Here is a 22,155-nt window from a genome sequence, read left to right on the forward strand (position 1 = left end):
TCGAGAATATATAGAATATTATAATAACGATAGAATCAAATTAAAACTAAATGGCTTGAGTCCAATACAATATCGAACTCAAGCCGCCTAATCAAAAAAGTCTAAACTTTGGGGAGCAGTACATATATTCGCTTTTATCTCCCTTAGTTATTATTTTAAGAAAATCTAAAAAATCTAAAAAAATCCAAAAGTAAAAATCCAGGTAATCCTTAAAATCAGCGTAATCCTGAGCCAAGACAAAATCCGCGCATTAAACTTCGCTCCAATCTCCGCGTCTTATGAACAGGTTTTTATTTATATTCAATGAAATAAAACCTGTTAAGAACCATTTAACCTATGGCCGTTTCACAGGACGATAAATCACTCTTGGCATTATACCGTATACCTGATACAAAGGAAAAAGGGTTTACCCTTATTATCCAAAAGTACCAGGAAAGGCTCTACTGGCATATCCGCAGGATGGTAATGGATCACGACGATGCCAATGATGTGCTGCAAAACGTTTTTATTAAGGTGTGGAAAAACCTGGAAAACTTCCGGGAAGATGCCCAGTTGTATACCTGGCTGTATAAAATAGCCACCAACGAAAGCCTCACTTTCCTCGAGCAGCAAAAACGGAAAACGTCGGTTTCATTGTCTGATGTGGAAAACGGCCTAAGCAACAAACTCAGGGCAGATCCGCAGTTTGATCCCAATAAACTGGAGTGGAAACTGCAGCGCGCTATCCTCAGTTTACCCGATAAACAAAGGATCGTATTTAACCTGCGCTACTATGATGAAATGCCCTACGAGGAAATGAGCAAAGTGCTGGAAACCTCGGAAGGCGCCCTGAAAGCCTCTTATCACCATGCTGTTAAGAAGATCGAAGAGTTTATCCGCAATGGCTGACCATAAATTTTACAAATATTTATTTTAAGTAATTTTTAAAGAATTTTGCCAAAAGATTAAAATCACATTAAACTATTAATACCGTTTACTGTCTAAAAAACAGCAAATATGAACAGGCAGACCTACATAACAAATGAATTAATGCAAATAGCGCCAGGCACCAACTGGCCGGCAGAAGTACCATTTACGGTACCAGCAGGCTATTTTGAACACCTGCCCGCCGCTATCCTGCTGCAAATTCAACTGGAAGATCTGCGTTCCGGAACAGCCGCTGTTCCAAACCAGCCGCCAACTATTCCTGCCGGCTACTTCGAAGGATTACCACAGGCCATCCTGCAACGGATCCAAACGGAAGAAGGAACCAGCTCCCTCACCTCCGTTCACACGGAACTGGAAGCCATTTCGCCCTTCCTCGCGGCAATACCCAAACAGACGCCATTTACAGTACCCACCGGTTATTTTGAGTCCCTGCGGGCCAGTTCCAGCCCCGTTATTCCACTGCGGGTAGCCCACCGGAACCGGACCGCCACCTGGTTGAAATGGACCGTAGCCGCCTGTCTTACCGCTTTCATCGGTAGCAGCGCCCTGCTGTTCGTGATCAACAACAACAACCATCATAATGCTATAGAAAAACAACTGGAAGACCTGAATGACCAGGATATCGTTAATTACCTGCAAACCCACACTGATCCCTTTGATAATGAAGCTTTCTTCGCCAGTTCCGCGGAAATAACCCCGGTGCAAAGTCAGCTGAAAGAAGCAGTTCCACTGGAAGCCATCGAAAATTACCTGCAAAAGACCGATTTATCAAAGGAAGTGTTACCTGAAAATAAATGATGAAACATCTTTACTTTATATGGATTACAATGTTTGTGCTCCTCACCCATGCCGGCGTGAGTAAGGCCCAGCAAAACCCGTCGGAAAGTGCCGCCGAAAAAATAAAAGCCATACAGGTCCAATACCTGGCCCAGAAATTAAACCTCACCCCGGAAGAAGCCCAGAAATTCTGGCCGGTTTATAATAATTATACCCACGAAGTGGAACAACTGATCGCAGAACGCCACCAGAAAAGAGACCAGGAAAAATTAGCCACCGACAACGCCGATGATGCCGCCCGGAAAAATATGGACAAGGAACTGAAATACGAAAAACGGATGCTGGACATCAAATCACGCTACAGTACAGAATTTCAGCGTGTACTCCCCGGTAGAAAAGCAGGCATGGTGTTTAAAAGCGAAAGAGAATTCCGGACCATCATGGTAAACCACCTCAATACCCAACGCATGAACAGGATGGGCGGAGGCCCAAGAAGACGACCATAAAAGAATTACGGGGAACTACCCCGCAATTCCCCCTTACTCTATTATTTATAATGTGCCCTTACTTCACTCACCAGCCCCTTTTCATTAATCACCATCATCTCCGTACTTAATTTATCATTGATGCTTTTATAATAAAGCACAATAGAATTCACCCCTTCCAGGATATGGTATAACTCAAAATGCAGATCAGGATAGGCTTCCAGCCCACGGGTAAAGTAAGCCTTCAGGTTCTCTTTCCCCCGGATACAACCGGTAGGATCATTGTTGATTCTTTTAATTAACGGGGAATAGAAAATAACATCCGCATCGTAATGCGACATGATCTCGTTGAGGTTGTGGGAATTCCAGGCCTGTAGCCAGGCTTCACCAATTTTGGTCAAACTTTCCATTGTCGTTTTTTTTCACAATGTAAGCCATCCGCCGGCACAACTATTTGCAGAAAAGATCAGTTTCCATTTTACGCCACTGCAATGGCGTTACTTTAAAACAGCGGCGAAACTGCCGGTAAAAATGGGTCACATCTTCAAAACCCGTACTGTAAGCTATTTCCGCGATCGGCTGTTCTGTGGTGCGCAGCAGGAAACCCGCCATCTGCAGCCGCTTCTCCAGCACCCAATGCATGGGGGAACTATGATAGATATCCCGGAAACGGCGTTTCAATGTGGCCGTACTCATATGCCCCATAGCGGCCACGTCTTCCAACAGCCGCACCTCCGCAATCCCGGTACTGAGCTTCTCCATCACCTCCGGAAGCGGGTACATGGCCGCTTTGGCAAGCATGGCACTTATTGCCTCCTCACCGGAAATAAGGTGAAGCGCGTGTGAAAGTATGTTGTAATAATCAGGTGTGGTAAGGGTATCGTCTGCAAAGTGGCGCAACAGCGATTGTGAGAAGTCGTGCCAATGGCTGTTTACCGGCAGTGTAGTTAATGCCCGGCCAACTGTATGAGCTTTATTTCCCGGCTTTTTAAGCAAGTCCAGGATCATTTCATCCGGGATCACGAGGTTTATACTTCCGTATTGCCGCTGTGGCTGCAATATCTCTGAGCAAAGCAGGCTTCCGGCCGGAATCACCATCGCATCCCCGCTGCGCAGGTAATGTACCTGCCTGCCGTCGTACATTCTTTTCTCTCCCTGTACTACCAGGTTAAGCACCGTTTGCGGAATATACAACTCATGCGTGGCCTGATCGCGGTAAACGCTATACGATGCCCAGTTCCGGCCCTGTTGCTCCCATGTTTTATTGGTATGCTGTCCTGTAAGTGACAAGCTGTCAAACGGCGTATACATCTTGACATCTCATAAAATCCAAAAAATTCCGGTAATCAGCAAAATCAGTGTAATCCTGAGTAAGACAACCTCCGCTTAAAACTTAGCAAAAGGTTCTTTGGTATCATGATAAAAAAGGAATGTCCAGCCTTCCTGTTTGCCGCGCTCCAGGAACTCCTGGCGGAGCTCCATACTGCGCTTGCCATCGTAATCATATTTGGCTGCAAACCGGCTTCTCATCTGGGATATCTGTGGCGCCACATCTCCCCCGAAAAATATTTTATCTGCTCCATCATCTACCAGAAATACCTGGTGATAAGGACAGTGACCACCGGTCACTTCGTAATGAATATACCCGTCGATAGTCCCGTTACCGGTTGTAAACACCACGTTATCCCGCTGTTGTAATAACATAATATCTTCAGAGAGATAAGATTTGCCGGAGTGCTCCACGGCGTAAAGCATTTCCTCGTTGTTTACATAATACGTAGCCCCGGGGAAATTGAGCGTGCGTTCTCCCGTGATAGGATCTTCTGAAGAAACGCCGCCGGAATGATCTTTATGTAAATGGCTCATCAACACTTTGGTGATTTCCATTGGGTTGATGCCATTGTCTATCAGGTGCTGATGGATTTGCAGTACGCCATCGGGGTTACGAAAGCCCAGCCCGGTATCAAATAAAATATAATCGCGGTCCGTGATTACAAGGAACGGCTGTATTTCAACCAGCAACGAACCATGCGGGCGATCCTGCATGCTGTCTGTCCCCAGCTTAAAAGGAAAAAATTTCTTGGTCCCGTCTACGGTAAATGACCCTTCTGATAATGGAATAATACGTGCCATTTTGCAAAGATACTATCTTAACACCATCTGCCGGTCGGCATCCAGCCGCAACAGTATAAATATCAGCATGGTAAAGGTCATCAGGGAAGAACCGCCATAGCTCACCAGGGGCAGGGGAATCCCGATCACCGGCGCAAGCCCGATCGTCATCGCGATATTAATAGCCAGGTGGAAAAAAATGATACTGGCTACCCCATAGGCATAGACTCGCGTAAAGGTCGATCGCTGTCGCTCCGCCACAAAAATGATCCGGAAAAGAAGGGCTACATATATACCCAGGAAAATCACGCTTCCGAAGAAGCCGAAATCTTCTCCCACAGTACAGAAGATAAAGTCGGTGCTTTGTTCAGGCACAAAATCGTAACGGGTTTGGGTGCCTTTCAGGTATCCTTTTCCCCAGAAGCCACCGGAGCCAATGGCAATCATACTCTGCCTGGTATTGTAAGTAGCCTTCGGATCGTTTTCCTTACCCAGCATTACTTCGATACGGCGTACCTGGTAGTCCTTCAGTACTTTGGTAAATACAAAGGGAACGATGAACATCACAAATAGTCCGCAGAAGGCGTATACCCCCAGGATCAGCGCGAGCTTCGATCGCTTTCGTTTTATTTCGCGCCGCATAAAGTAGATGACCAGCGCGGTGATGACCGTAAAAATAATGAAGAGTATCGTTCGGTCCACCAACAGGGCCGACAACACGAGTACAATTCCTGAAAAGGCGATTACCAGCAGTACGCCGGGCAATCCTTCGCGGAACATCACCAGGAAAAAGGAAAAATATACCAGGGCCAATCCTGTTTCGTCCTGCAAAATGATGATACCGGCAGGTATCAGGGCCAATGCAGCGGCAATCAGTCTGGATCGTAGTTTCGTAAAATCAGTTTCCTGTGACGACAGGTATTTGGCGAGCGCCAGGTTGGTACAAAGCTTGGTCAGCTCCGCCGGCTGAAACTGGAATCCACCAATCACCAGCCAGGAATGCGATCCCTTCACATCTTTACCGATCCCAAGCACCAGCAATAGCAGCAACAGCCCGCCTGCGTACATCAGGTTGGCCGTAGCCGTAAAAAATTTACTGTCTGTAAGCCATATTACTGCAGCCAGTACAATGGACACACCAAACCAGATCAGCTGTCTCGAATAGTTTTTACTTGGATGAAGGATATCCTGCCACACGTTATCATCACCCCGGTATTCCGCAGCAAAAATGGACATGATGCCTATGATCACCAATGCCAGGTACAGGCCAACTATTGGCCAGTCAATCCCTTGTGTCAGTTTGGCTTGCGAGCGGTTCATTATTGATTAATCGGTTTATTCGATGATTGGTTAAGGCTTGTTCTTCTTAATAACAGCATTCTGATTCAATGAATCCAAATGCGATTTAGCCAGCATGGCCTGATCTATTGTTACTGTTTCCATTACTGATTTCAACAGCGGCTGACGTTTGGTGGAGATACTGTCTTTCAGGTATTTCTCCATCATCAAACTGGCAATAGGCGCTGCATACTTGGCACCAAAACCGGAGTTTTCCACTATCACGGCAATGGCTATACGTGCTTTTTCAGCAGGAGCAAAAGCCACAAACACCGCGTGGTTCTTCAGTTTTGTTCTTACACCGTTTACAATACCATAGTTTTCTGCTGTACCGGTTTTACCGCCAACGGTAATACCTTCAATCTGCGCAATACGCCCGGTACCACTTTCCACCACGTCTGTCATACCATGAATAACCGCGCTGTAGGCCGTATCAGAGATATGCGCTACATCGTGCTTTTGTTTGTATTTATCCAGGAGATGGGTGTTATCGTTATCAATGCTGGCTACAAAATGCGGGATATAGTAGGAGCCGCGGTTAGCCACAATACACATGGCATTGGCCATTTGCAGCGGCGTTAGCAGCAATTCACCCTGACCGATTCCCAGGAATACGGATGTACACGAGTTCCAGCTGCCTTTGTACCGGGCATCGTAATATTTTTTATCCGGTACCAGTCCGCGGCCTTCACTGGGAATATCCACCCCTATCTTATGCCCGAAGCCAAAGTTGTTCATATAGTCGGCCCACTTCTGCATACCGCCTACCTTGATCCCCCCAAACTTACCTGCATCCACACTCAAACGGTATACATGCGAAAAATAGGAGTTACAGGAATGCGATAGTGCCAGGCGGAGATTAGCCGCGTGACCAGCATCGTGGTGTTCGCATTTGATAGGTCTTGAGCAGCCGTAGTAAGCGCCGCCACAGGGGTATCCGAAGCTGGGGGTAATTACGCCTTCATCGAGTCCTACCAGTGCGATCATGGGTTTAAACGTGGAGCCCGGCGGATAGGTAGCCTGGATGGCACGGTTAAACAGTGGCTTGGTGGTATCTGTATAAAGTTTGCTGAAATTGGCGCTTCGATACGAACCTGTGAGCAGGTTAGGATCGAAGCTCGGACCGCTTACCATGGCCAGGATACCGCCTGTTTGCGGATCGATGGCCACAATACTGCCCGATTTGCCTTTCATTAATTTTTCACCGAGTACCTGTAATTCAATGTCCAGGGAAAGCCGCAGGTTTCTGCCGGCTACTGCCGCACTGTCAAACTCCCCGTTTTCATAAGCTCCCTGCGGTCTGTTCAGGTTATCTTTAACCAGGTATTGTATACCTCGTTGCCCCATCAATACGGTTTCATAGGTCTTTTCCAGCCCCGTGAATCCAAGATAGTCGCCGGAGCTATAAGAGGCGTAAGTACCAGTATCCTTTAACATGGCCGGGGATATTTCCGCTATATACCCGAGTATATTAGCTGCGGCCGAATAAGGGTAGGAGCGGATTTGCCTGGGTACCAGTTCAAATCCCGGCTGGAAGAGATACATGCTTTCCTGTAGCTGCCCGAATACTTCCGGCGCCAGCAGGGGAGCGAAAACTGATTGTCTTACCCGGCCATTTTTGATAATGGCGGTAACGATCCGTTTCCTGAATTCTTCCTTATCTATTTTTAAAATATTACAGAGATAGCCTGTATCGATGCTTTTTACACTGGCAGGGGTTACTACGAGGTCGTATAATACGTCGTTGCCGAGGATGCTGCGGTTCTGCCGGTCGTAGATGATACCCCGGCTTGGATAAATGACTTTACGAAGCACGGCATTGGCATCCGCCAGCTTGGCGTATTTCTTTTCCACTACCTGCAGAAAGAATAACCTGGTGATGATCAGTATTACCATCCCAAGTATAATCATCTGTATTACTCTCTTCCTGGGCTGATTGAATACTGACATGCTATTAAGGACGGAATTATTTTAAGTTACAAACCTACGTTAAAAAGCAGAAACTATTTCTTCGAGAAGAACAGCAATTCATACAGCACAATCAGGAAAAGACTGGCCAATGTTGAAGAGACGATCTTCATCACCAGGTATAACGGGTTGCCCATACCAAACACTTCCAACGTAAAGAAAAGTGCATGGTGCAGGAATACCAGGATAGCGGCATAGATGAGAAACTGGGACACACCCATACTGGTCATCGAAGGCGTTTTCTGGGTAGTTTCAAAACCTCCCTGTGGTGACAGGATATTGATAATAAACGGACGCAGATAAGCAATGAACACACAGGCGGCAGCATGCATACCCGGCGTATTCATAAACATATCCAGGGAAAGCCCCATCAGCAATCCCAGGAGCATCAGCCCGGGGCGTGGCAGATTAAAAGGCAGCGCAAGGATAAACAGCATATAAAGATAGGGGCTCACCAGCTGGTGCAACAATATTTCATTGAGCACAAACACCTGAATCAGCAGCAGGAGCACGAAGCGGATTATATTTCTTAACAGTATACTCATTTAATCAACTTATACGTTGAATCTTCCAATCTTTGTTGTTCTTCTTTCAACAGGTTTTCTATCACGTATACATATTGCAGGTTGAAGAAATTGGTAGCCAATTTCAACCGGATAGTAAACGAGGTGCTGGCTTTGTCTCCTACGGCAATGCTTTCTACATAGCCGATCGGAATATTTTCAGGGAACAGGGCAGAGAAGCCGCTGGTCACCACGGTATCACCTTTATGAATTTTGGCGCTTTTCGGCACGTCTTTCAGCAGGGCATAGCCGGCGTCTTCACCATCCCAGTGCACGGAACCCATTTCTTTTCCCTGGCCCAGGCGGGCGCTGATGGATACAGAATTGGATTTAGAGAGCATCGACAATACCACGGAGTAGTTGTCGCTCACACTTCTCACCACACCCACCACGCCGCTGCTGCTGATAACGCCCATATTAGGACGGATCCCCTGCAGGCTGCCGCGGTGAATAGTAATATAGTTGACGGGTTTGTTAATGGAGTTGTTGATCACTTTGGCGGAGAAGTACTCGTACCGGCGGATCTGCGTGCCAACAACGCGGTGGGCGGTATCATCACTGTATTGCCGGATGGTGTCGGTTTTGATCCCGTTGGTGGTTATCATACTGTCGTAGCTGGTACGGAGCAGGTTGTGCAGGCGCATGTTTTCATTCACCAAGCTGTCGTTGGTCGACTTCAGGTGAAAGTAATACTGTACATTATTATACTTGTCATATAATTTACCGCTGATATCATTTGCGGAACTGAGGTAGGCGGCTCGCTGAAAGTTGTTATGCTGGAATACCAATACCATACAAATCACTTCCAGCAGCAGAAATAAGAAGAAGTTAAAATATCGCCTAAAGAAAATGATTAGATTTCGCACAAGCGCGCACTATTTTAGGATTTGGTTATCCGGATACCCTGTAATTCCCTCCCAATGGGATGAATAACAAAATATCCGGATCACAAATAGTTTTATTGCATCAGGAACGGATACTTACCTACATGCTTTAAGGCAATACCGGTACCTCTTACCACTGCGCGTAACGGATCGTCTGCTACATGCACCGGCAATTTGATTTTTTGGGTAAGACGTTTATCCAGTCCGCGCAGCAATGCACCGCCACCGGTCAGGTATAAACCCCTGCGGTAAATATCTGAGGCCAGCTCAGGAGGCGTTGTTTCCAGCGCTTTCAGGATGGCTTCTTCGATTTTAAAGATAGATTTATCAAGGGCTTCCGCAATTTCCTGGTAAGATACCATGATTTGCTTGGGGATGCCGGTTACCAGATCCCGTCCGTTAACAGGAATATCATCTGGTGGGTTATCCAGTTCTTTCAGGGCTGATCCGATGTGGATCTTAATCTGTTCAGCAGTTCTTTCACCGATCAGGAGGCTATGATAGCGGCGCAGGGCTTCCATGATATCAGCCGTGAACTCGTCACCGGCGATACGGATACTCTGGTCGCAAACAATACCCGCCAGTGCTATTACCGAAATACCGGTAGTACCACCGCCTATGTCAATGATCATATTACCTACAGGCTCTTCTACATCAATGCCGATACCCAGGGCAGCTGCCATTGGCTCGTGCAACAAGTATACTTCCTTTGCGCCGGCCTGTTCAGCAGAGTCGCGTACAGCTCTCTTTTCCACTTCCGTAATGCTGGAAGGAATACAGATCACCATCCGCCAGCTTGGTGCAAACAAGGGCTTTTTGGGGTAAACCATTTTTATGAGTTCCCTGAGCATTCCTTCAGCGGCATTAAAATCCGCTATCACGCCATCTTTCAGGGGACGTATAGTACGAAGATATTCGTGTGTTTTTTCGTGCATCATCATGGCCTTTTTTCCAACTGCCACAATTTTGCCACTAGCCCGTTCTATCGCTACAATGGAAGGCTCGTCCACTACCACCTGGTCATTATGAATTATCAGCGTGTTCGCTGTACCAAGATCAATCGCGATTTCCTGCGTTAAAAAATTAAAAAATCCCATTGTTGATACGGTCAAAAATTAGAATGCAAAAATGAATAATTCCAACGAATATACGATGCAAAAAATGGATATTCTTGCAATAATACAGCTAAATATTAAAAAAAGTTATTTGTTGTACAAACGGCATAGTAACTGCTCTCTTTATGCTCCGACCAGATGAACGGGATAACCCCGTTTTAATTGTTCCTACTGCCTAAAATTGTGCCTTTACAAGTCCCGCTTTTCAATTGTCCTGTACCAGTCCTCCCTACTGTAAATTAACTCCGGCTAACGTCTAAACAAATTCGTACCCGATATCCCTGCGGTATACCTTACCATCAAATGCAATCTGCTCCGCTGTTTGTACAGAATGAGCCAGTGCCATCGACAGGTCAGACGCCAGTGAAGTAATGGCTAATACCCGGCCGCCGTTGGTCAGCACCTCATCGCCTTCCTGCCGTGTACCGGCATGAAACACGATCTGGTCGCGGGTAGGCGCCGGAATTCCATGGATCACCTTATTCTTTTCGTATGCTTCGGGATATCCTTTTGATACCAGCATCACCGTAGCAGCGGCACGCTCGTCGGCGTAAATCGTTTGCCCGCTCAGTTTGCCGGTCATTACTGCAGTAAACAGTTCCAACGCATCATTCTTCAAACGTGGCATCACAACTTCCGTTTCCGGATCGCCCATACGGCAGTTGTATTCAATTACAAAGGGCGAACCCTCTACATTAATCAGGCCAAAAAACACAAAGCCATGATACACAATACCTTCCCTGGAAAGGCCTGCTATCGTGGGCCGGATCACTTCATCCTCCACTTTTTTCATAAACGCTGCATCGGCAAACGGCACCGGCGATACCGCACCCATACCACCGGTATTCAACCCAAGGTCACCTTCTCCAATCCTTTTATAATCCTTTGCTTCCGGTAATATCTTATAGGTATGACCATCGGTGATCGCAAATACAGACAACTCAATACCCGTCAGGAACTGCTCCACGACTACCGTTTTACTGGCATCGCCAAACTTGGCCGACTTGATCATCTGCTCAAACTCCTCGGCCGCCTCTTCATAAGAAGTTGCTATCACCACACCCTTACCAGCCGCCAGGCCATCGGCCTTCAATACAATTGGTAAGGAGTGCTGCTGAAGATAGGCCAGCCCTTCCTCATAATTCTTTTCACTGAATTCACGGTAAGCAGCAGTAGGTATATTGTTCCGCTGCATAAACAGCTTGGCATAAGCCTTACTGCCTTCCAGCTGGGCGCCTTCCTTTGAAGGACCCAGTACCGGGATATGCTGTAACAGTTCATCTTTCTGAAAGAAATCATAGATCCCGTTTACCAGGGCCTCTTCAGATCCGGGCAATACCAGGTCTATCGCATTATCCAGGCAAAAGGTCTTTATCTTATCAAATTCACTTACACCCATGTTAACGTTCGTGCCGCATTGAGCGGTACCAGCATTACCCGGTGCTATAAATAGTTGACCGCAAAGAGTGCTTTGTGACATTTTAAGGGCCAGTGCGTGTTCCCGGCCACCACTTCCAAGTAATAGTATGTTCATATGAATTGCCTAATAAATGCAGATGCGAAAGAAAGTGCAAAGAAAGATCAAAAAACCGCAAAAAATGAGCATTTATACCATTTTTTTACGCAGATTAACGATTTTATTTAACTTGCCATATTTAAAGGTTCACGAAATCTGAAACAACTATTGCTAAAACTAACCAATTTATGATGCAAACTACTGTTGCACAAGAGTCCCCTATTGCCTCTGAGAAGGGCCACCCTAAAGGGCTCTCAGTATTATTTGCCACGGAAATGTGGGAACGGTTTAATTTTTATGGTATGCGGGCGTTACTTACGCTCTTCCTGGTAAATGCACTGGCTTTCTCTGAAGCAGATTCCTCTATCATTTACGGGGGCTTTCTCGGCTTATGTTATCTCACCCCCATGCTGGGAGGATACATATCCGACAGGTACCTCGGTAACAGGAACTGTATCATATTAGGCGGTTTTATAATGGGCGTTGGCCAGCTCCTTATGGTCCTCAGCGCCACCATCTATGCCTCCAATGTGGAAACAGCCAAAACCATCGTTTGGCTCGCCCTTTTCATCATCATCTTTGGTAACGGCTTCTTTAAACCCAACATCTCTTCTATGGTGGGCCAGCTGTATCCGAAAAACGACGGCCGCCTCGATTCCGCTTTCACCATCTTTTATATGGGTATCAACATGGGCGCCTTCCTCGGAATGCTCATTTGCCCTATCCTCGGCGACGTAAAAGTAGACGGCGTGAGAATGGTCAGCGCTTTCAAATGGGGCTTCCTCGCCGCCAGTATAGCCATGTTCACCGGAACCATCCTGTTCTTCTTCCTGAAAGATAAATACGTGGTAAAACCAACCGGTGAAGCCATCGGCGCCAAACCGGATTTCTCCAAAGTTTCTGCCGTAACCGGCGAAGCCGATAAAGCCAAATTTACAACCAGCGCTATCCTCGGTGTACTGGTGTTAATGGTGGTACTGTTCTTCGGCATCCACTACCTGTCGCTCGATCCCAACCCCATCAAATCATGGGTGTATCCTTTTATATATGCAGCCGGTATCAGCCTCGCTGTACTGATCCTTACCGATAAATCTATTACCAAGGTAGAAAGACAACAGATCACCGTTATCTACTTCGTGGCCTTTTTCGTGATCTTCTTCTGGGCCTGCTTCGAACAAGCCGGTTCCTCCCTTACCTTTGTAGCTGATTACCAGACAGATCGCCGCCTCTTCGGCTGGGATATGCCTCCTTCCTTCGTTCAAAACGCCAACTCTATTTTCATCATCGTATTTGCATTGCCCTTCAGCTGGTTATGGCTCAAATTACAGCAACGCAACCTGGAGCCGATCTCCCCGATGAAACAATCACTTGGATTGGCATTACTGGCGCTCGGATTTTTTATCATCGCCATACAAATGAAAAATCTCGGACCTAATGAGAAACTGGGCGTAAGCTGGTTGATCCTGATGTATCTTTTCCATACCCTCGGCGAATTATGCCTGTCTCCGATAGGTTTGTCACTGGTATCCAAACTGGCGCCTCACCGTTTCTCCTCCCTGCTCATGGGAGTTTGGTTCCTCGCCAATGCCGCCGGTTACGCACTGGCCGGCACCCTGGGCGCATTGCTGCCTCCAACCCTGGATAAATACAAACTCGCTACTGATAACGGTATTGACCTGAAAGCTATCCTGGATGGTACCATCACCGCTACCGCACAGCAAATGGATAAATTACAGGAACTTAAACTGGCTACACATTACCCAACCTTCGCAGGCTTCACCATCCACAACCTCTATGAGTTTTTCATGGTGTTTGTAATCCTGCCAGGCGCCGCAGCGGTGCTGCTGTTCCTGTCTACCAGCTTCCTGAAAAAATGGATGCACGGTATCAGGTAAGTCAACCTTATTATAAAAAGGAAAGGAGGGAAGCTGATAACTTTCCTCCTTTCCTTTTTTAAAAGTAAATTCATTGCTTATAACATCTCTACCTGTAAATCCATAAACGATCTTATGTCCGATAACAACTTCAAACCCTTTGTTTCACCCGGCGTACAAATGAAAGAATTTACGCTGAAATCCATTTTGCTGGGCTGTGTCTTTGGTATCATCTTCGGTGCTGCCACCGTGTACCTGGCGCTGAAAGCAGGTCTTACCGTTTCTGCTTCCATTCCTATTGCCGTTATCGCTATTACCTTAGGGAGAAAATTTTTCAAGACCACCATTCTCGAAAACAACATCATCCAAACGACCGGGTCTGCCGGCGAATCCATCGCTGCAGGCGTGGTATTCACCCTGCCGGGATTCCTGTTCCTCAGTGACGGCGGCGGCACACAGTTCTTTAATTACTTTACCATCCTCATCCTGGCCATCTTCGGTGGTATCCTCGGTACGCTGATGATGATCCCGCTGAGAAAATCACTGATCGTAAAAGAACATAAAACCCTGCCTTATCCTGAAGGCACCGCCTGCGGTGATGTGCTGATAGCAGGAGAGAAAGGCGGCGACTTTGCCAAAACCGCCTTCTACGGGCTGGGCTTTGCTTTTGCCTATGCCATCCTTCAAAAGATTCTGCATGTGATTGCCGAAACACCGGAATACATGACCAAACAGGCCAGTAAATTTTTCCCTTCCGCCAAACTCAGCGCCGATATCACCCCGGAGTATATGGGCGTTGGTTATATCATCGGACCACGCATTGCCGGAGTACTGGTAGCCGGCGGCGTACTGTCGTGGCTGGCACTCATTCCTTTGCTCGCATCATTGCTGCCGGCAGATGTGATCGCCACCCAGCTGGTCAAAATAGGCTACCTCGCTAATTTGCAAACACCGGGCGGGCAGGGCGACTGGAACCCGCTCACCCATACTTTTGCAGATTATTCTTCCGCTGTTTATTATGCATACGTAAGACAAATCGGTGCCGGAGCAGTAGCAGCAGGCGGTTTCATCACCCTGCTGAAAACCATCCCTACTATCATTTCTTCTTTCAAAGGAAGTATCGGCGCTATCAAAGATGGCTCGGGCAATACAGACGAGAAAGGAAATGTACCCAGAACAGAAAGAGACCTCAGTTTGAAAGTAGTGCTGTTCGGCAGCCTTGCCCTCATCCTGCTGATGGCTTTCTTACCACAGCTTCCAGGTGATTCTATCGGCAAAAAATTACTGGTAGGTCTGCTGGTAGTGGTGTTCGGCGCCTTCTTCGTTACCGTATCCAGCCGCATTGTGGGCCTCATCGGCTCTTCCAATAATCCTATTTCCGGTATGACCATCGCCACACTGATGGGCACCTGCCTGGTATTCATCGCAGTAGGCTGGACCGGCAAATTATATGAACCAATGGCCCTGGTGGTAGGCGGTATGATCTGCATTGCAGCGGCCAATGCCGGCGGTACTTCCCAGGACCTGAAATCAGGCTACATCGTAGGCGCAACGCCCATGTACCAGCAAATAGCACTGTTCATTGGCGCCATTGTATCGTCTGTGGTGATAGGTTTAACAGTGAAGTTCCTGGATAAGCCTACGGCAGATATGATTGCGCACGGGGTTACTGAACACGCAATCGGCAGCGCATACTATCCTGCCCCGCAAGGCACGCTCATGGCTACACTGGCGAAAGGTATCCTTTCATTTAACCTCGACTGGCAATTTGTATTGGTGGGTGTGTTTCTGGCGATAACGATGGAACTATGTAATATTAATTCGCTCTCCTTCGCAGTAGGCGCGTATCTTCCATTGTCCACTACATTGCCCATCTTTGTTGGCGGCGCTATCCGTGGTGTGGTTGATCACAAACAAAAGAAAGCCAATAAAAAATTATCTCCGGAGGAAGAAGAACTGGGCAAAGGCAACCTTTTTGCTACAGGTCTTGTGGCAGGGGGCGCCGTTGCCGGCGTGATCATCGCCATCCTCGCAGGTTTCGACTGGTCGGCCGTCATTCTTGCCAAACTCAATAGCCAACAGCTGCTCACAAATATCCTCGGGCCGGGTGGGTACTACATAATAGGATGCGCCTTTTTTGCGTTTATGGGCTGGTACCTGTACCGCACCGCCCGCAAAGCCTAGATCCAACTTTTCAAGATCAATACCGATGCCGGTAACAGGGTGTAACAATCCATTACCGGCATCCGTTTTTATTTTTTAAATGTTTAATTTAGCCGGGATTAATTAAAACTGATTATAATATAACCTATGCGCATATTAGTTACCGCAATGCTCAGCGCCATTGTTTTACTGGGCATCTCCTGCGGCAAGGATAAAGATGATAGCCGCCAACGCAGATTTATATCATTGAAGCTGGACGACCGGGTTTATCTTTCAGAAAATCCAAAAGGCATTATCACCCTGCCAAATCTTACGGATGAAAACCCGGACAATGATTATCCTACTATGGAAATCACCGGCCAGAGCTATAACGGGGATGTGATCACCTTTAGCTTAGCTACCGCATCCATGCCCTTCAAACCAGGCGTATATCCCGCTACCCAGAAAGGAAACGGTTTACTGATTGCCCTCAACAGCACTTACTACACCAACCTCACCTCTGCAGGAAGCACTGATTTTCAAATCACCATCACGCATATAGACAACCTCAACGTAGAAGGAACCTTTTCCGGAACACTCAAAGACGCCAGCGGCGCTGGCGGAACACGCGTTGTTAAAAACGGCGCGTTCAGAGCGATGATTAGTCAACAGGGCCAGTAGGCGGAGGGATCGCCTTCGGCGATTTTAAATTGTCTTGGAGCAGGATTACGCTGATTTTACTGATTGGCTTGATTTTTACTTTTGGATTTTATAAAGGATTAAGGGAGATATAAGCGGATATTCGCTTTTATCTCCCTTAATTATTATTAAGAAAAATCTAAAAATCCAAAAGTAAAAATCAAGCCAATCAGTAAAATCAGCGTAATCCTGCTCCAAGATAATTTAAAAGCGCCGAAGGCGCTACACAAACGACAAATGCGGGTACGTTGCCTTCAGCACCGCCTTGTCATCAGCGCCCAGCCAGTTGGATAGCAGCGTGGCGTATACGCTTTTGAAGTCAACCTGGTATTGCAGGTCCCCGTCTTTCAGGTTAAGCAGGTCTGGACCATCATTGATAAGTCCGGGTTGCTTTAAACTGCCGCCCACCAGGAACATATTATTCGCGGTGCCATGATCAGTACCTCCACTGGCGTTCTGACTTACTCTTCTTCCAAATTCAGAGAAAGTCATTACTACCACATCTTCAAAACGATGATTCGCTTTCAGGTCATCTGTAAATACTGTTAACGCATCGCTCAGCTGGCCAAATAAACGGGCTTGCTGGTCCTGCTGGTTTACATGGGTATCAAAACTGCCATGCGACACATAATATACTTTGGTATTGATATCCGACATCACCAGGTTGGCAATGGTGCGCAGGTTCCTTCCCAGCTCTGTATTGGGATAGGGGGCAGAAGATTTATATGTTTTAAACTGTTGCTGGATATAGGCTGCGGAAGAAATGGTTTCACCCATCGTTTTATACAGGTAATCCGCATTATTATGATGATCGTTATCAGGAGTATGTTGCTTTAAAAGCTCTGCAAAATATTTATCATTACTGGTGCCGTAAAGCCTTGCAGGGTCTGTCATGGCAAGGCCCTTGTCGCTGTCGCCTTTCAGCGCCAGGCTCAAGGTATCATCTATTTCCAGCGCCTGTGTTGGTTTATCGCATCCCTTGCATTGGGCGTCGAGATAACGGCCTATCCAGCCATCCGACCAGTACTCGTTCGACTGGCTCGCGGAATGCCAGATATCCATGGACCGGAAATGCGAGCGGTCGGGGTTAGGATAGCCTACGTTATTGAGAATACCCAGCGCGCCGTCATCATACAGGGTCTTCAATCCTTTCAGTGCAGGGTGTATTCCCAGGTCGTCATTCAGGGAAAGGGCTGCCTCCCTTTTTATGCCCAGCGCCGGGCGCGCCTTATAATAAATATCGTTGCGATAGGGAATAACTGTATTCAATCCGTCGTTACCGCCGGATAGCTGGATGATCACCAGCACTTTGTTGCCCGGGGGCGCCAGATGCCCTCTTTCCAGGGCTTTCAGGAATTTCGGCATCATCACCGCGGCAGAAGCCAGTGAACCCACCTGTAAAAAACGACGCCTGTTGAGAATCAGCATAGCATAACTTTTAGCGGTTAGTAGTTAACACAATTGATATTCCGGTGTACTCATCACATCAATTGTTACCGTTTTAATATAGTTTTCGCGGCTGCTGCTATCAGCATATTTTTCCAGCAGCTGGCGGCTTATATTACCGGGCTGCTGTAATAAAACACCGGCAATTTCATCGGCAAGCCGCTCTCTTGGCACCTTTTCGTAACCAGCCACGTAAGGGTCCCAATTTATATTTGCGTTCACCTTCTTTGCGAATTGCCGCTTCAGGAAATCATTGATCTGCAGCGTCATTTTATAGTTAGCACCTTCGCCCATTTCAGGAGTCAGCTCTTTAGGCTTCACATTAAACGCCTGCGAGTATAATATTACCTGTGGCACACGTAGCCGGAACATCAGGCTGGAGCTGTCGATCCAGTTCCGCCCGCCAGGCCAGCCGGCAACATTGGGCGGATAAAAAAGCAACTGACCCAATACCCGCTGAAACAACAACATCACTTCTTCCTTTTCAAACGTCATGGGGATAGTTCTGCGGATGCCTGCCAGCAATTCCACGGGCGATTTTATCCGGTTGCCAATGATATCCGGACTGTAAAACCAGTCGGCCATAAATATTTCCCGCATCAGGGATTTGATGTTGTAACCCGACTGGTAAAACTTTTCCGACAGCGCGGTAATACGTGCTTCATCAGGGGTTTCAGACACAAAATACTGGTATATTTTTGCGGTAATGAACCTGGCGGTATGCCGTTGCTCCAAAAGTATTTTCAGTACATCATCTCCATTAAAATTTCCCTGTTTGCCCAGGAAATTTTTCACACCGTCGTCATGCTGTTTTTGCCGGAAAACAAAAGTGCCTGTTTCATCAAAGCCCCATCCGGTAAAGGCTCTTGCCGCTTCTTTCACATCCTGTTCGGAATAGTTGCCTCTTCCCATCGTGAACAGTTCCATCACTTCGCGGGCAAAATTTTCGTTGGGATGTTGTTTACGGTTCTGCTGATTATTAAGAAATTGCAGCATAGCCGGGCTTTTAGATACCGCACCAAGCAGATCTCCAAAATTGCCGAGTGCATTTTCACGCACTACCGACAACAACTGCTGATTAAATAATACATTTTGCGTACGGCAGGCGAAATGCCCATGCCAGAAAAGACTCATTTTTTCGCGGAGAGGATGCTCGCTCTGCACCATGGCATTTACCCAGGATACATTCAGGTCTTTAATGCCCTGGTCATTCATTTGCCGCACACTTTTCTTTTCCTCCGGCGTCATCGTTTTCTGCTTCCGGTAATCCGGAAGATCATCTGCGGCTACTACATCCACAGAAGTAACTGACGCTCTTGCAGGGCCGATAAGTATCTTATTCACAATTTTTTCCCGCCTTTTGCTTTCCCAGTGAGAGATCACGGGGAGGGTTTCTCCAAAGCCAGCGCGCCAGGCGAGATGTTGCATCTGAATTTTACGGGCAACTTCAGCCATAAGCATTAATTTATGATGAGACTATCAAATGCAGAACGGGTTTAACCAATGAAAGGCTTCTCACAGAAATAATTACCGGGAACGGTTGTTAACGGAACCTCCACACCTGGTAACTGCTTCCTTTCTCAAAAACACTTTCTTCCAATGGCAGGGTGAGAAAAGCATCTGCTTTAAGCAAACTGGCCAGATCGCCCGAACCCTGGTAGGGCTGCGGTATGGCCAGCAGCACGCCATTGGGTTGTGATTGCAGCTTTACCGGCAAATAATATTCCAATGCGGCGTCAAAAATAACTTTCTCCGATAGCTGTGCATAGCAAGGCTCCGGTAAGGCCGCTCCCATAGCTGATTGTATCCACGCGTGAATGTACCTGTAAAAACACATAAAGCCCGATACGGGGTTGCCGGGTAAGGCAAACACAACGGGACCGTCATTAAAAGTACCAAACAGGAACGGCTTGCCCGGCCGCTGCTGTACTTTGTGAAATACCTGTTGCATTCCCAGCTGTTGCAGCACAGCAGGCAGGTAGTCAAACATGCCTGCACTTACCGCACCGGAGCTGATCCAAATATCGGTTTCGTCCAGCAGTGGCTGGAGCTGGTCTTTCATGGCTGCTTCATCGTCCAGGAGGTGTACATAACGGGCAGGAACACCCATTTCTGCCAGTGAGGCCAACAGGCTGTATACATTGGAAATGCGTACCTGGTGAGGTTCCGGCGTTTCGTGTACCGCTACCAATTCATCTCCTGTAGCAATTACCACCACACGCGGGCGCTTGCTTACTTCCACCGTGGTCTGGCCCACTGTGGCCAGCACACCGGCTTCAGCCGGGCCAATACGGGTACCGGGTTTAATCAGCACCGTGCCGGCATCCACATCTGAACCTTTTTTATGAATATTCTGTCCCTTCTTCACGGCGCCCTGAATAGTAAAACGCCGGAACCCTTCGTGTTCCGAAGGTGTAAGGTGTTCATACTGAACAACGGTATCTGTCATTTCCGGTAAAATGGCGCCGGTCATCACTTCTATACAATTGGCAGTATTGGAAAGCTGCAGCTGCGGAGTGCCTGCAGCCTGTACATCTTCCACGCCAAAAATATGCTGCCCGCGGGCAAAGCTGTCGTAGTTAACAGCAATACCGTCCATCGTTACACGGTCAAATGGCGGAAAGGGCCTGTCGGCCAGTACAGGCTCCCGCAAAATACGGCCGGCAGCGGATTCAAACGGTACCGTTTCCGTACCGAGGTCCCGCACAGTTTGCATCACAGCCTCAAATGCAGCAGCAACAGTCAACATCATTTTGAATTACTTTTGTATCAGGTGAACTTGTTTAAATTTATGCTTTTATGTCCAATGAATCAAGTAATGCTTTTTCACATCTGAACGAGAGCGGCCAGCCTGCAATGGTCGATATCAGCGGCAAACTGGATACTTATCGTATAGCCGTTGCCGAGAGCCGTGTTTATCTCCCGCAGGTGATACGCGACCAGTTCCAGGGACAGGACATCCAAACCCGCAAAGGTGGCGTGTTTCAAACCGCTATCATCGCCGGTATTATGGCCGCGAAAAAAACACCGGAACTCATCCCGCTTTGTCATACCTTACTGCTGGATGGCTGCGATGTACAGATTCACCTCGAAGGAGAAGAAGCCATTATCCGCTGCACCGTAAAAACCAACGGTAAAACAGGCGTGGAAATGGAAGCCCTCACCGGCGCCAGCGTAGCTGCACTTACCATTTACGATATGTGCAAAGCGCTTACCCAGGATATGGTTATCCGGGAAACAAAACTCATCAGCAAAACAGGCGGCAAACATGACTATAACCGGTAATAAAGCGCCACTGAAAGGACTGGTGCTCTGCGGCGGCTTCAGCACCCGCATGCAGGAAGATAAAAGCAGCATTAACTATCATGGGATGCCTCAATGGCAATACCTGGTTACTTTACTGCAATCGTTGCTGCCGGAAGTATACATTTCCTGCCGTGGCGATCAGCAGGAACATTTTGCCGGTTACCCTAACCTGGTACCGGATTCGGTGCCTTTTGGCGGGCCATCCGCCGGATTGCTGAGCGCACACGCGCTGCAACCGGAAGCAGCCTGGCTGGTGCTTGCCGTTGACCTGCCCCTGCTCAGTAAACAAAGCCTGGAGCTGCTTATCACCCAACGTGACGTCACCAAAGCGGCTACCACTTTTGTGAGTCCGGTCAACGATTTGCCGGAACCACTCATTGCCATATGGGAACCAGCTGGTTTAATTGCGCTGTTGGAAAATGTAACCGCCGGGAAAAACTGCCCGCGGAAAACTATGCTGAGTAACAGCATCGCGCTTCTTAAAAATCCATATGCAGCAGAACAGTTTAATGCCAACACGCCCGAAGAAAAGGCGGAAGCATTGAAGGACCTGGAGAAATAAGCAACGGGATATTATTCAATCATTGCAGGACTACACAATTTCACCATCTGCAAAAAACTCCTTTTTCCAGATAGGTACCGTTTCTTTGAGGGTGTCTATCGCAAATTCACAGGCGTCGAACGCTATGCCCCGGTGAGCAGAAGCCACTGCTATTACCACTGCGAGGTCGCCGGGATACTTATCCCCAACGGCATGCAGCATGGCCAGGCGCTGTACATCCCATTTTTCCGCTACCTGCGCCGCTATTTTCTGCATTTCAGAAATAGCCATCGCCTCATAACATTCGTAAAATAATTTTAATACCGGCCGTTGTTTGGTGTGATTACGCACAGTACCGGCAAAAATTACCTCTCCGCCGCATTCCGGCGCCTGGATGAAGGCCAGCGCTTCCTCCACGGTAATGGTATCTTTAATATCTATTAATATTTCCATCTCTTAAAT

The 22,155-nt window shown here is 47.5% G+C and carries 22 protein-coding genes; 9 read left to right on the top strand and 13 right to left on the bottom strand.

Annotated features, from left to right (window positions below):
* From ACLHR0_RS31340 to ACLHR0_RS31355, 4 genes are all read left to right on the top strand, one after another.
* Window positions 1-91: IS3 family transposase (locus tag ACLHR0_RS31340; protein ID WP_436491133.1), on the top strand; the 91-nt coding region annotated here is incomplete at its 5' end.
* Window positions 92-336: 245 nt separating this feature from the next.
* Window positions 337-888 (top strand): RNA polymerase sigma factor, encoded by a 552-nt coding sequence (locus ACLHR0_RS31345; RefSeq protein WP_370911141.1) that lies wholly within the window; start codon window positions 337-339, stop codon window positions 886-888.
* 108 nt (window positions 889-996) lie between these two features.
* The gene (locus ACLHR0_RS31350) at window positions 997-1,725 is read left to right on the top strand and encodes a hypothetical protein (protein ID WP_436491667.1); all 729 of its coding nucleotides are present in this window, start codon (window positions 997-999) and stop codon (window positions 1,723-1,725) included.
* Window positions 1,722-2,210 (top strand): hypothetical protein, encoded by a 489-nt coding sequence (locus tag ACLHR0_RS31355; RefSeq protein WP_429044120.1) that lies wholly within the window; start codon window positions 1,722-1,724, stop codon window positions 2,208-2,210. Before ACLHR0_RS31350 ends, ACLHR0_RS31355 begins: the two co-directional genes overlap by 4 nt.
* Before the next feature lie 41 nt (window positions 2,211-2,251).
* On the opposite strand, the gene ACLHR0_RS31360 is transcribed toward ACLHR0_RS31355, so the two are convergent.
* The 9 genes from ACLHR0_RS31360 to purD all read right to left on the bottom strand — a co-directional run bounded on the left by ACLHR0_RS31360 (window position 2,252) and on the right by purD (window position 11,703).
* Window positions 2,252-2,599 carry a nuclear transport factor 2 family protein gene (locus ACLHR0_RS31360; RefSeq protein WP_429044119.1) on the bottom strand — a complete coding sequence of 116 codons (348 nt, stop codon included), beginning with the start codon at window positions 2,597-2,599 and terminating at the stop codon, window positions 2,252-2,254.
* Between the two features lie 40 nt (window positions 2,600-2,639).
* Window positions 2,640-3,500, bottom strand: a complete 861-nt coding sequence (locus tag ACLHR0_RS31365; protein WP_436491668.1) for a helix-turn-helix domain-containing protein — start codon at window positions 3,498-3,500, stop codon at window positions 2,640-2,642.
* Window positions 3,501-3,575: 75 nt separating this feature from the next.
* Window positions 3,576-4,322, bottom strand: a complete 747-nt coding sequence (locus tag ACLHR0_RS31370; RefSeq protein WP_370911146.1) for an MBL fold metallo-hydrolase — start codon at window positions 4,320-4,322, stop codon at window positions 3,576-3,578.
* 12 nt (window positions 4,323-4,334) lie between these two features.
* Complete coding sequence (gene rodA / locus ACLHR0_RS31375; RefSeq protein ID WP_079469704.1) at window positions 4,335-5,621, bottom strand: rod shape-determining protein RodA; 1,287 nt, start codon at window positions 5,619-5,621, stop codon at window positions 4,335-4,337.
* A 30-nt stretch (window positions 5,622-5,651) separates the two neighbouring features.
* Entirely contained in the window at window positions 5,652-7,589 is a 1,938-nt protein-coding gene (gene mrdA / locus ACLHR0_RS31380; protein WP_429044111.1) for a penicillin-binding protein 2, read from the bottom strand.
* Window positions 7,590-7,642: 53 nt separating this feature from the next.
* Complete coding sequence (mreD, locus tag ACLHR0_RS31385; RefSeq protein ID WP_370911148.1) at window positions 7,643-8,152, bottom strand: rod shape-determining protein MreD; 510 nt, start codon at window positions 8,150-8,152, stop codon at window positions 7,643-7,645.
* A complete protein-coding gene (gene mreC, locus ACLHR0_RS31390; protein WP_429044109.1) occupies window positions 8,149-9,036 on the bottom strand; it encodes a rod shape-determining protein MreC in 888 nt (295 codons plus the stop codon). The genes mreD and mreC overlap by 4 nt, the downstream gene beginning before the upstream one ends.
* Window positions 9,037-9,128: 92 nt before the next feature.
* Complete coding sequence (locus tag ACLHR0_RS31395) at window positions 9,129-10,151, bottom strand: rod shape-determining protein (RefSeq protein WP_079469708.1); 1,023 nt, start codon at window positions 10,149-10,151, stop codon at window positions 9,129-9,131.
* Window positions 10,152-10,425: 274 nt separating this feature from the next.
* Window positions 10,426-11,703, bottom strand: a complete 1,278-nt coding sequence (gene purD / locus ACLHR0_RS31400; RefSeq protein ID WP_436491669.1) for a phosphoribosylamine--glycine ligase — start codon at window positions 11,701-11,703, stop codon at window positions 10,426-10,428.
* Between the two features lie 170 nt (window positions 11,704-11,873).
* On the opposite strand from purD, the gene ACLHR0_RS31405 reads away from it, so the two are divergent.
* From ACLHR0_RS31405 to ACLHR0_RS31415, 3 genes are all read left to right on the top strand, one after another.
* Window positions 11,874-13,580 carry a peptide MFS transporter gene (locus tag ACLHR0_RS31405; RefSeq protein WP_436491670.1) on the top strand — a complete coding sequence of 569 codons (1,707 nt, stop codon included), beginning with the start codon at window positions 11,874-11,876 and terminating at the stop codon, window positions 13,578-13,580.
* Between the two features lie 114 nt (window positions 13,581-13,694).
* Window positions 13,695-15,743 carry an OPT family oligopeptide transporter gene (locus tag ACLHR0_RS31410; protein WP_429044101.1) on the top strand — a complete coding sequence of 683 codons (2,049 nt, stop codon included), beginning with the start codon at window positions 13,695-13,697 and terminating at the stop codon, window positions 15,741-15,743.
* A 126-nt stretch (window positions 15,744-15,869) separates the two neighbouring features.
* Window positions 15,870-16,382, top strand: coding sequence for a hypothetical protein (locus tag ACLHR0_RS31415; RefSeq protein ID WP_436491671.1), 513 nt, complete (start codon window positions 15,870-15,872; stop codon window positions 16,380-16,382).
* Window positions 16,383-16,622: 240 nt separating this feature from the next.
* Here ACLHR0_RS31415 and ACLHR0_RS31420 read toward each other — a convergent pair whose 3' ends face one another.
* The 3 genes from ACLHR0_RS31420 to ACLHR0_RS31430 all read right to left on the bottom strand — a co-directional run bounded on the left by ACLHR0_RS31420 (window position 16,623) and on the right by ACLHR0_RS31430 (window position 20,598).
* Window positions 16,623-17,828: a DUF1501 domain-containing protein gene (locus ACLHR0_RS31420; RefSeq protein ID WP_436491672.1), complete on the bottom strand. Its 1,206-nt coding sequence runs from the start codon at window positions 17,826-17,828 to the stop codon at window positions 16,623-16,625.
* A gap of 24 nt (window positions 17,829-17,852) precedes the next feature.
* Window positions 17,853-19,301 (bottom strand): DUF1800 domain-containing protein, encoded by a 1,449-nt coding sequence (locus tag ACLHR0_RS31425; RefSeq protein WP_436491673.1) that lies wholly within the window; start codon window positions 19,299-19,301, stop codon window positions 17,853-17,855.
* Window positions 19,302-19,389: 88 nt separating this feature from the next.
* Window positions 19,390-20,598: a molybdopterin molybdotransferase MoeA gene (locus ACLHR0_RS31430; RefSeq protein WP_436491674.1), complete on the bottom strand. Its 1,209-nt coding sequence runs from the start codon at window positions 20,596-20,598 to the stop codon at window positions 19,390-19,392.
* 47 nt (window positions 20,599-20,645) lie between these two features.
* On the opposite strand from ACLHR0_RS31430, the gene moaC reads away from it, so the two are divergent.
* Window positions 20,646-21,131, top strand: coding sequence for a cyclic pyranopterin monophosphate synthase MoaC (gene moaC / locus ACLHR0_RS31435; RefSeq protein ID WP_436491675.1), 486 nt, complete (start codon window positions 20,646-20,648; stop codon window positions 21,129-21,131).
* Window positions 21,115-21,714, top strand: coding sequence for an NTP transferase domain-containing protein (locus ACLHR0_RS31440; RefSeq protein WP_429061934.1), 600 nt, complete (start codon window positions 21,115-21,117; stop codon window positions 21,712-21,714). Before moaC ends, ACLHR0_RS31440 begins: the two co-directional genes overlap by 17 nt.
* 30 nt (window positions 21,715-21,744) lie before the next feature.
* Here ACLHR0_RS31440 and ACLHR0_RS31445 read toward each other — a convergent pair whose 3' ends face one another.
* Entirely contained in the window at window positions 21,745-22,146 is a 402-nt protein-coding gene (locus tag ACLHR0_RS31445; protein ID WP_370911159.1) for a molybdenum cofactor biosynthesis protein MoaE, read from the bottom strand.
* Window positions 22,147-22,155 lie beyond the last annotated feature (9 nt).

The sequence above is a fragment of the Chitinophaga sp. ARDCPP14 genome (assembly GCF_051362515.1).
Taxonomy (GTDB): domain Bacteria; phylum Bacteroidota; class Bacteroidia; order Chitinophagales; family Chitinophagaceae; genus Chitinophaga.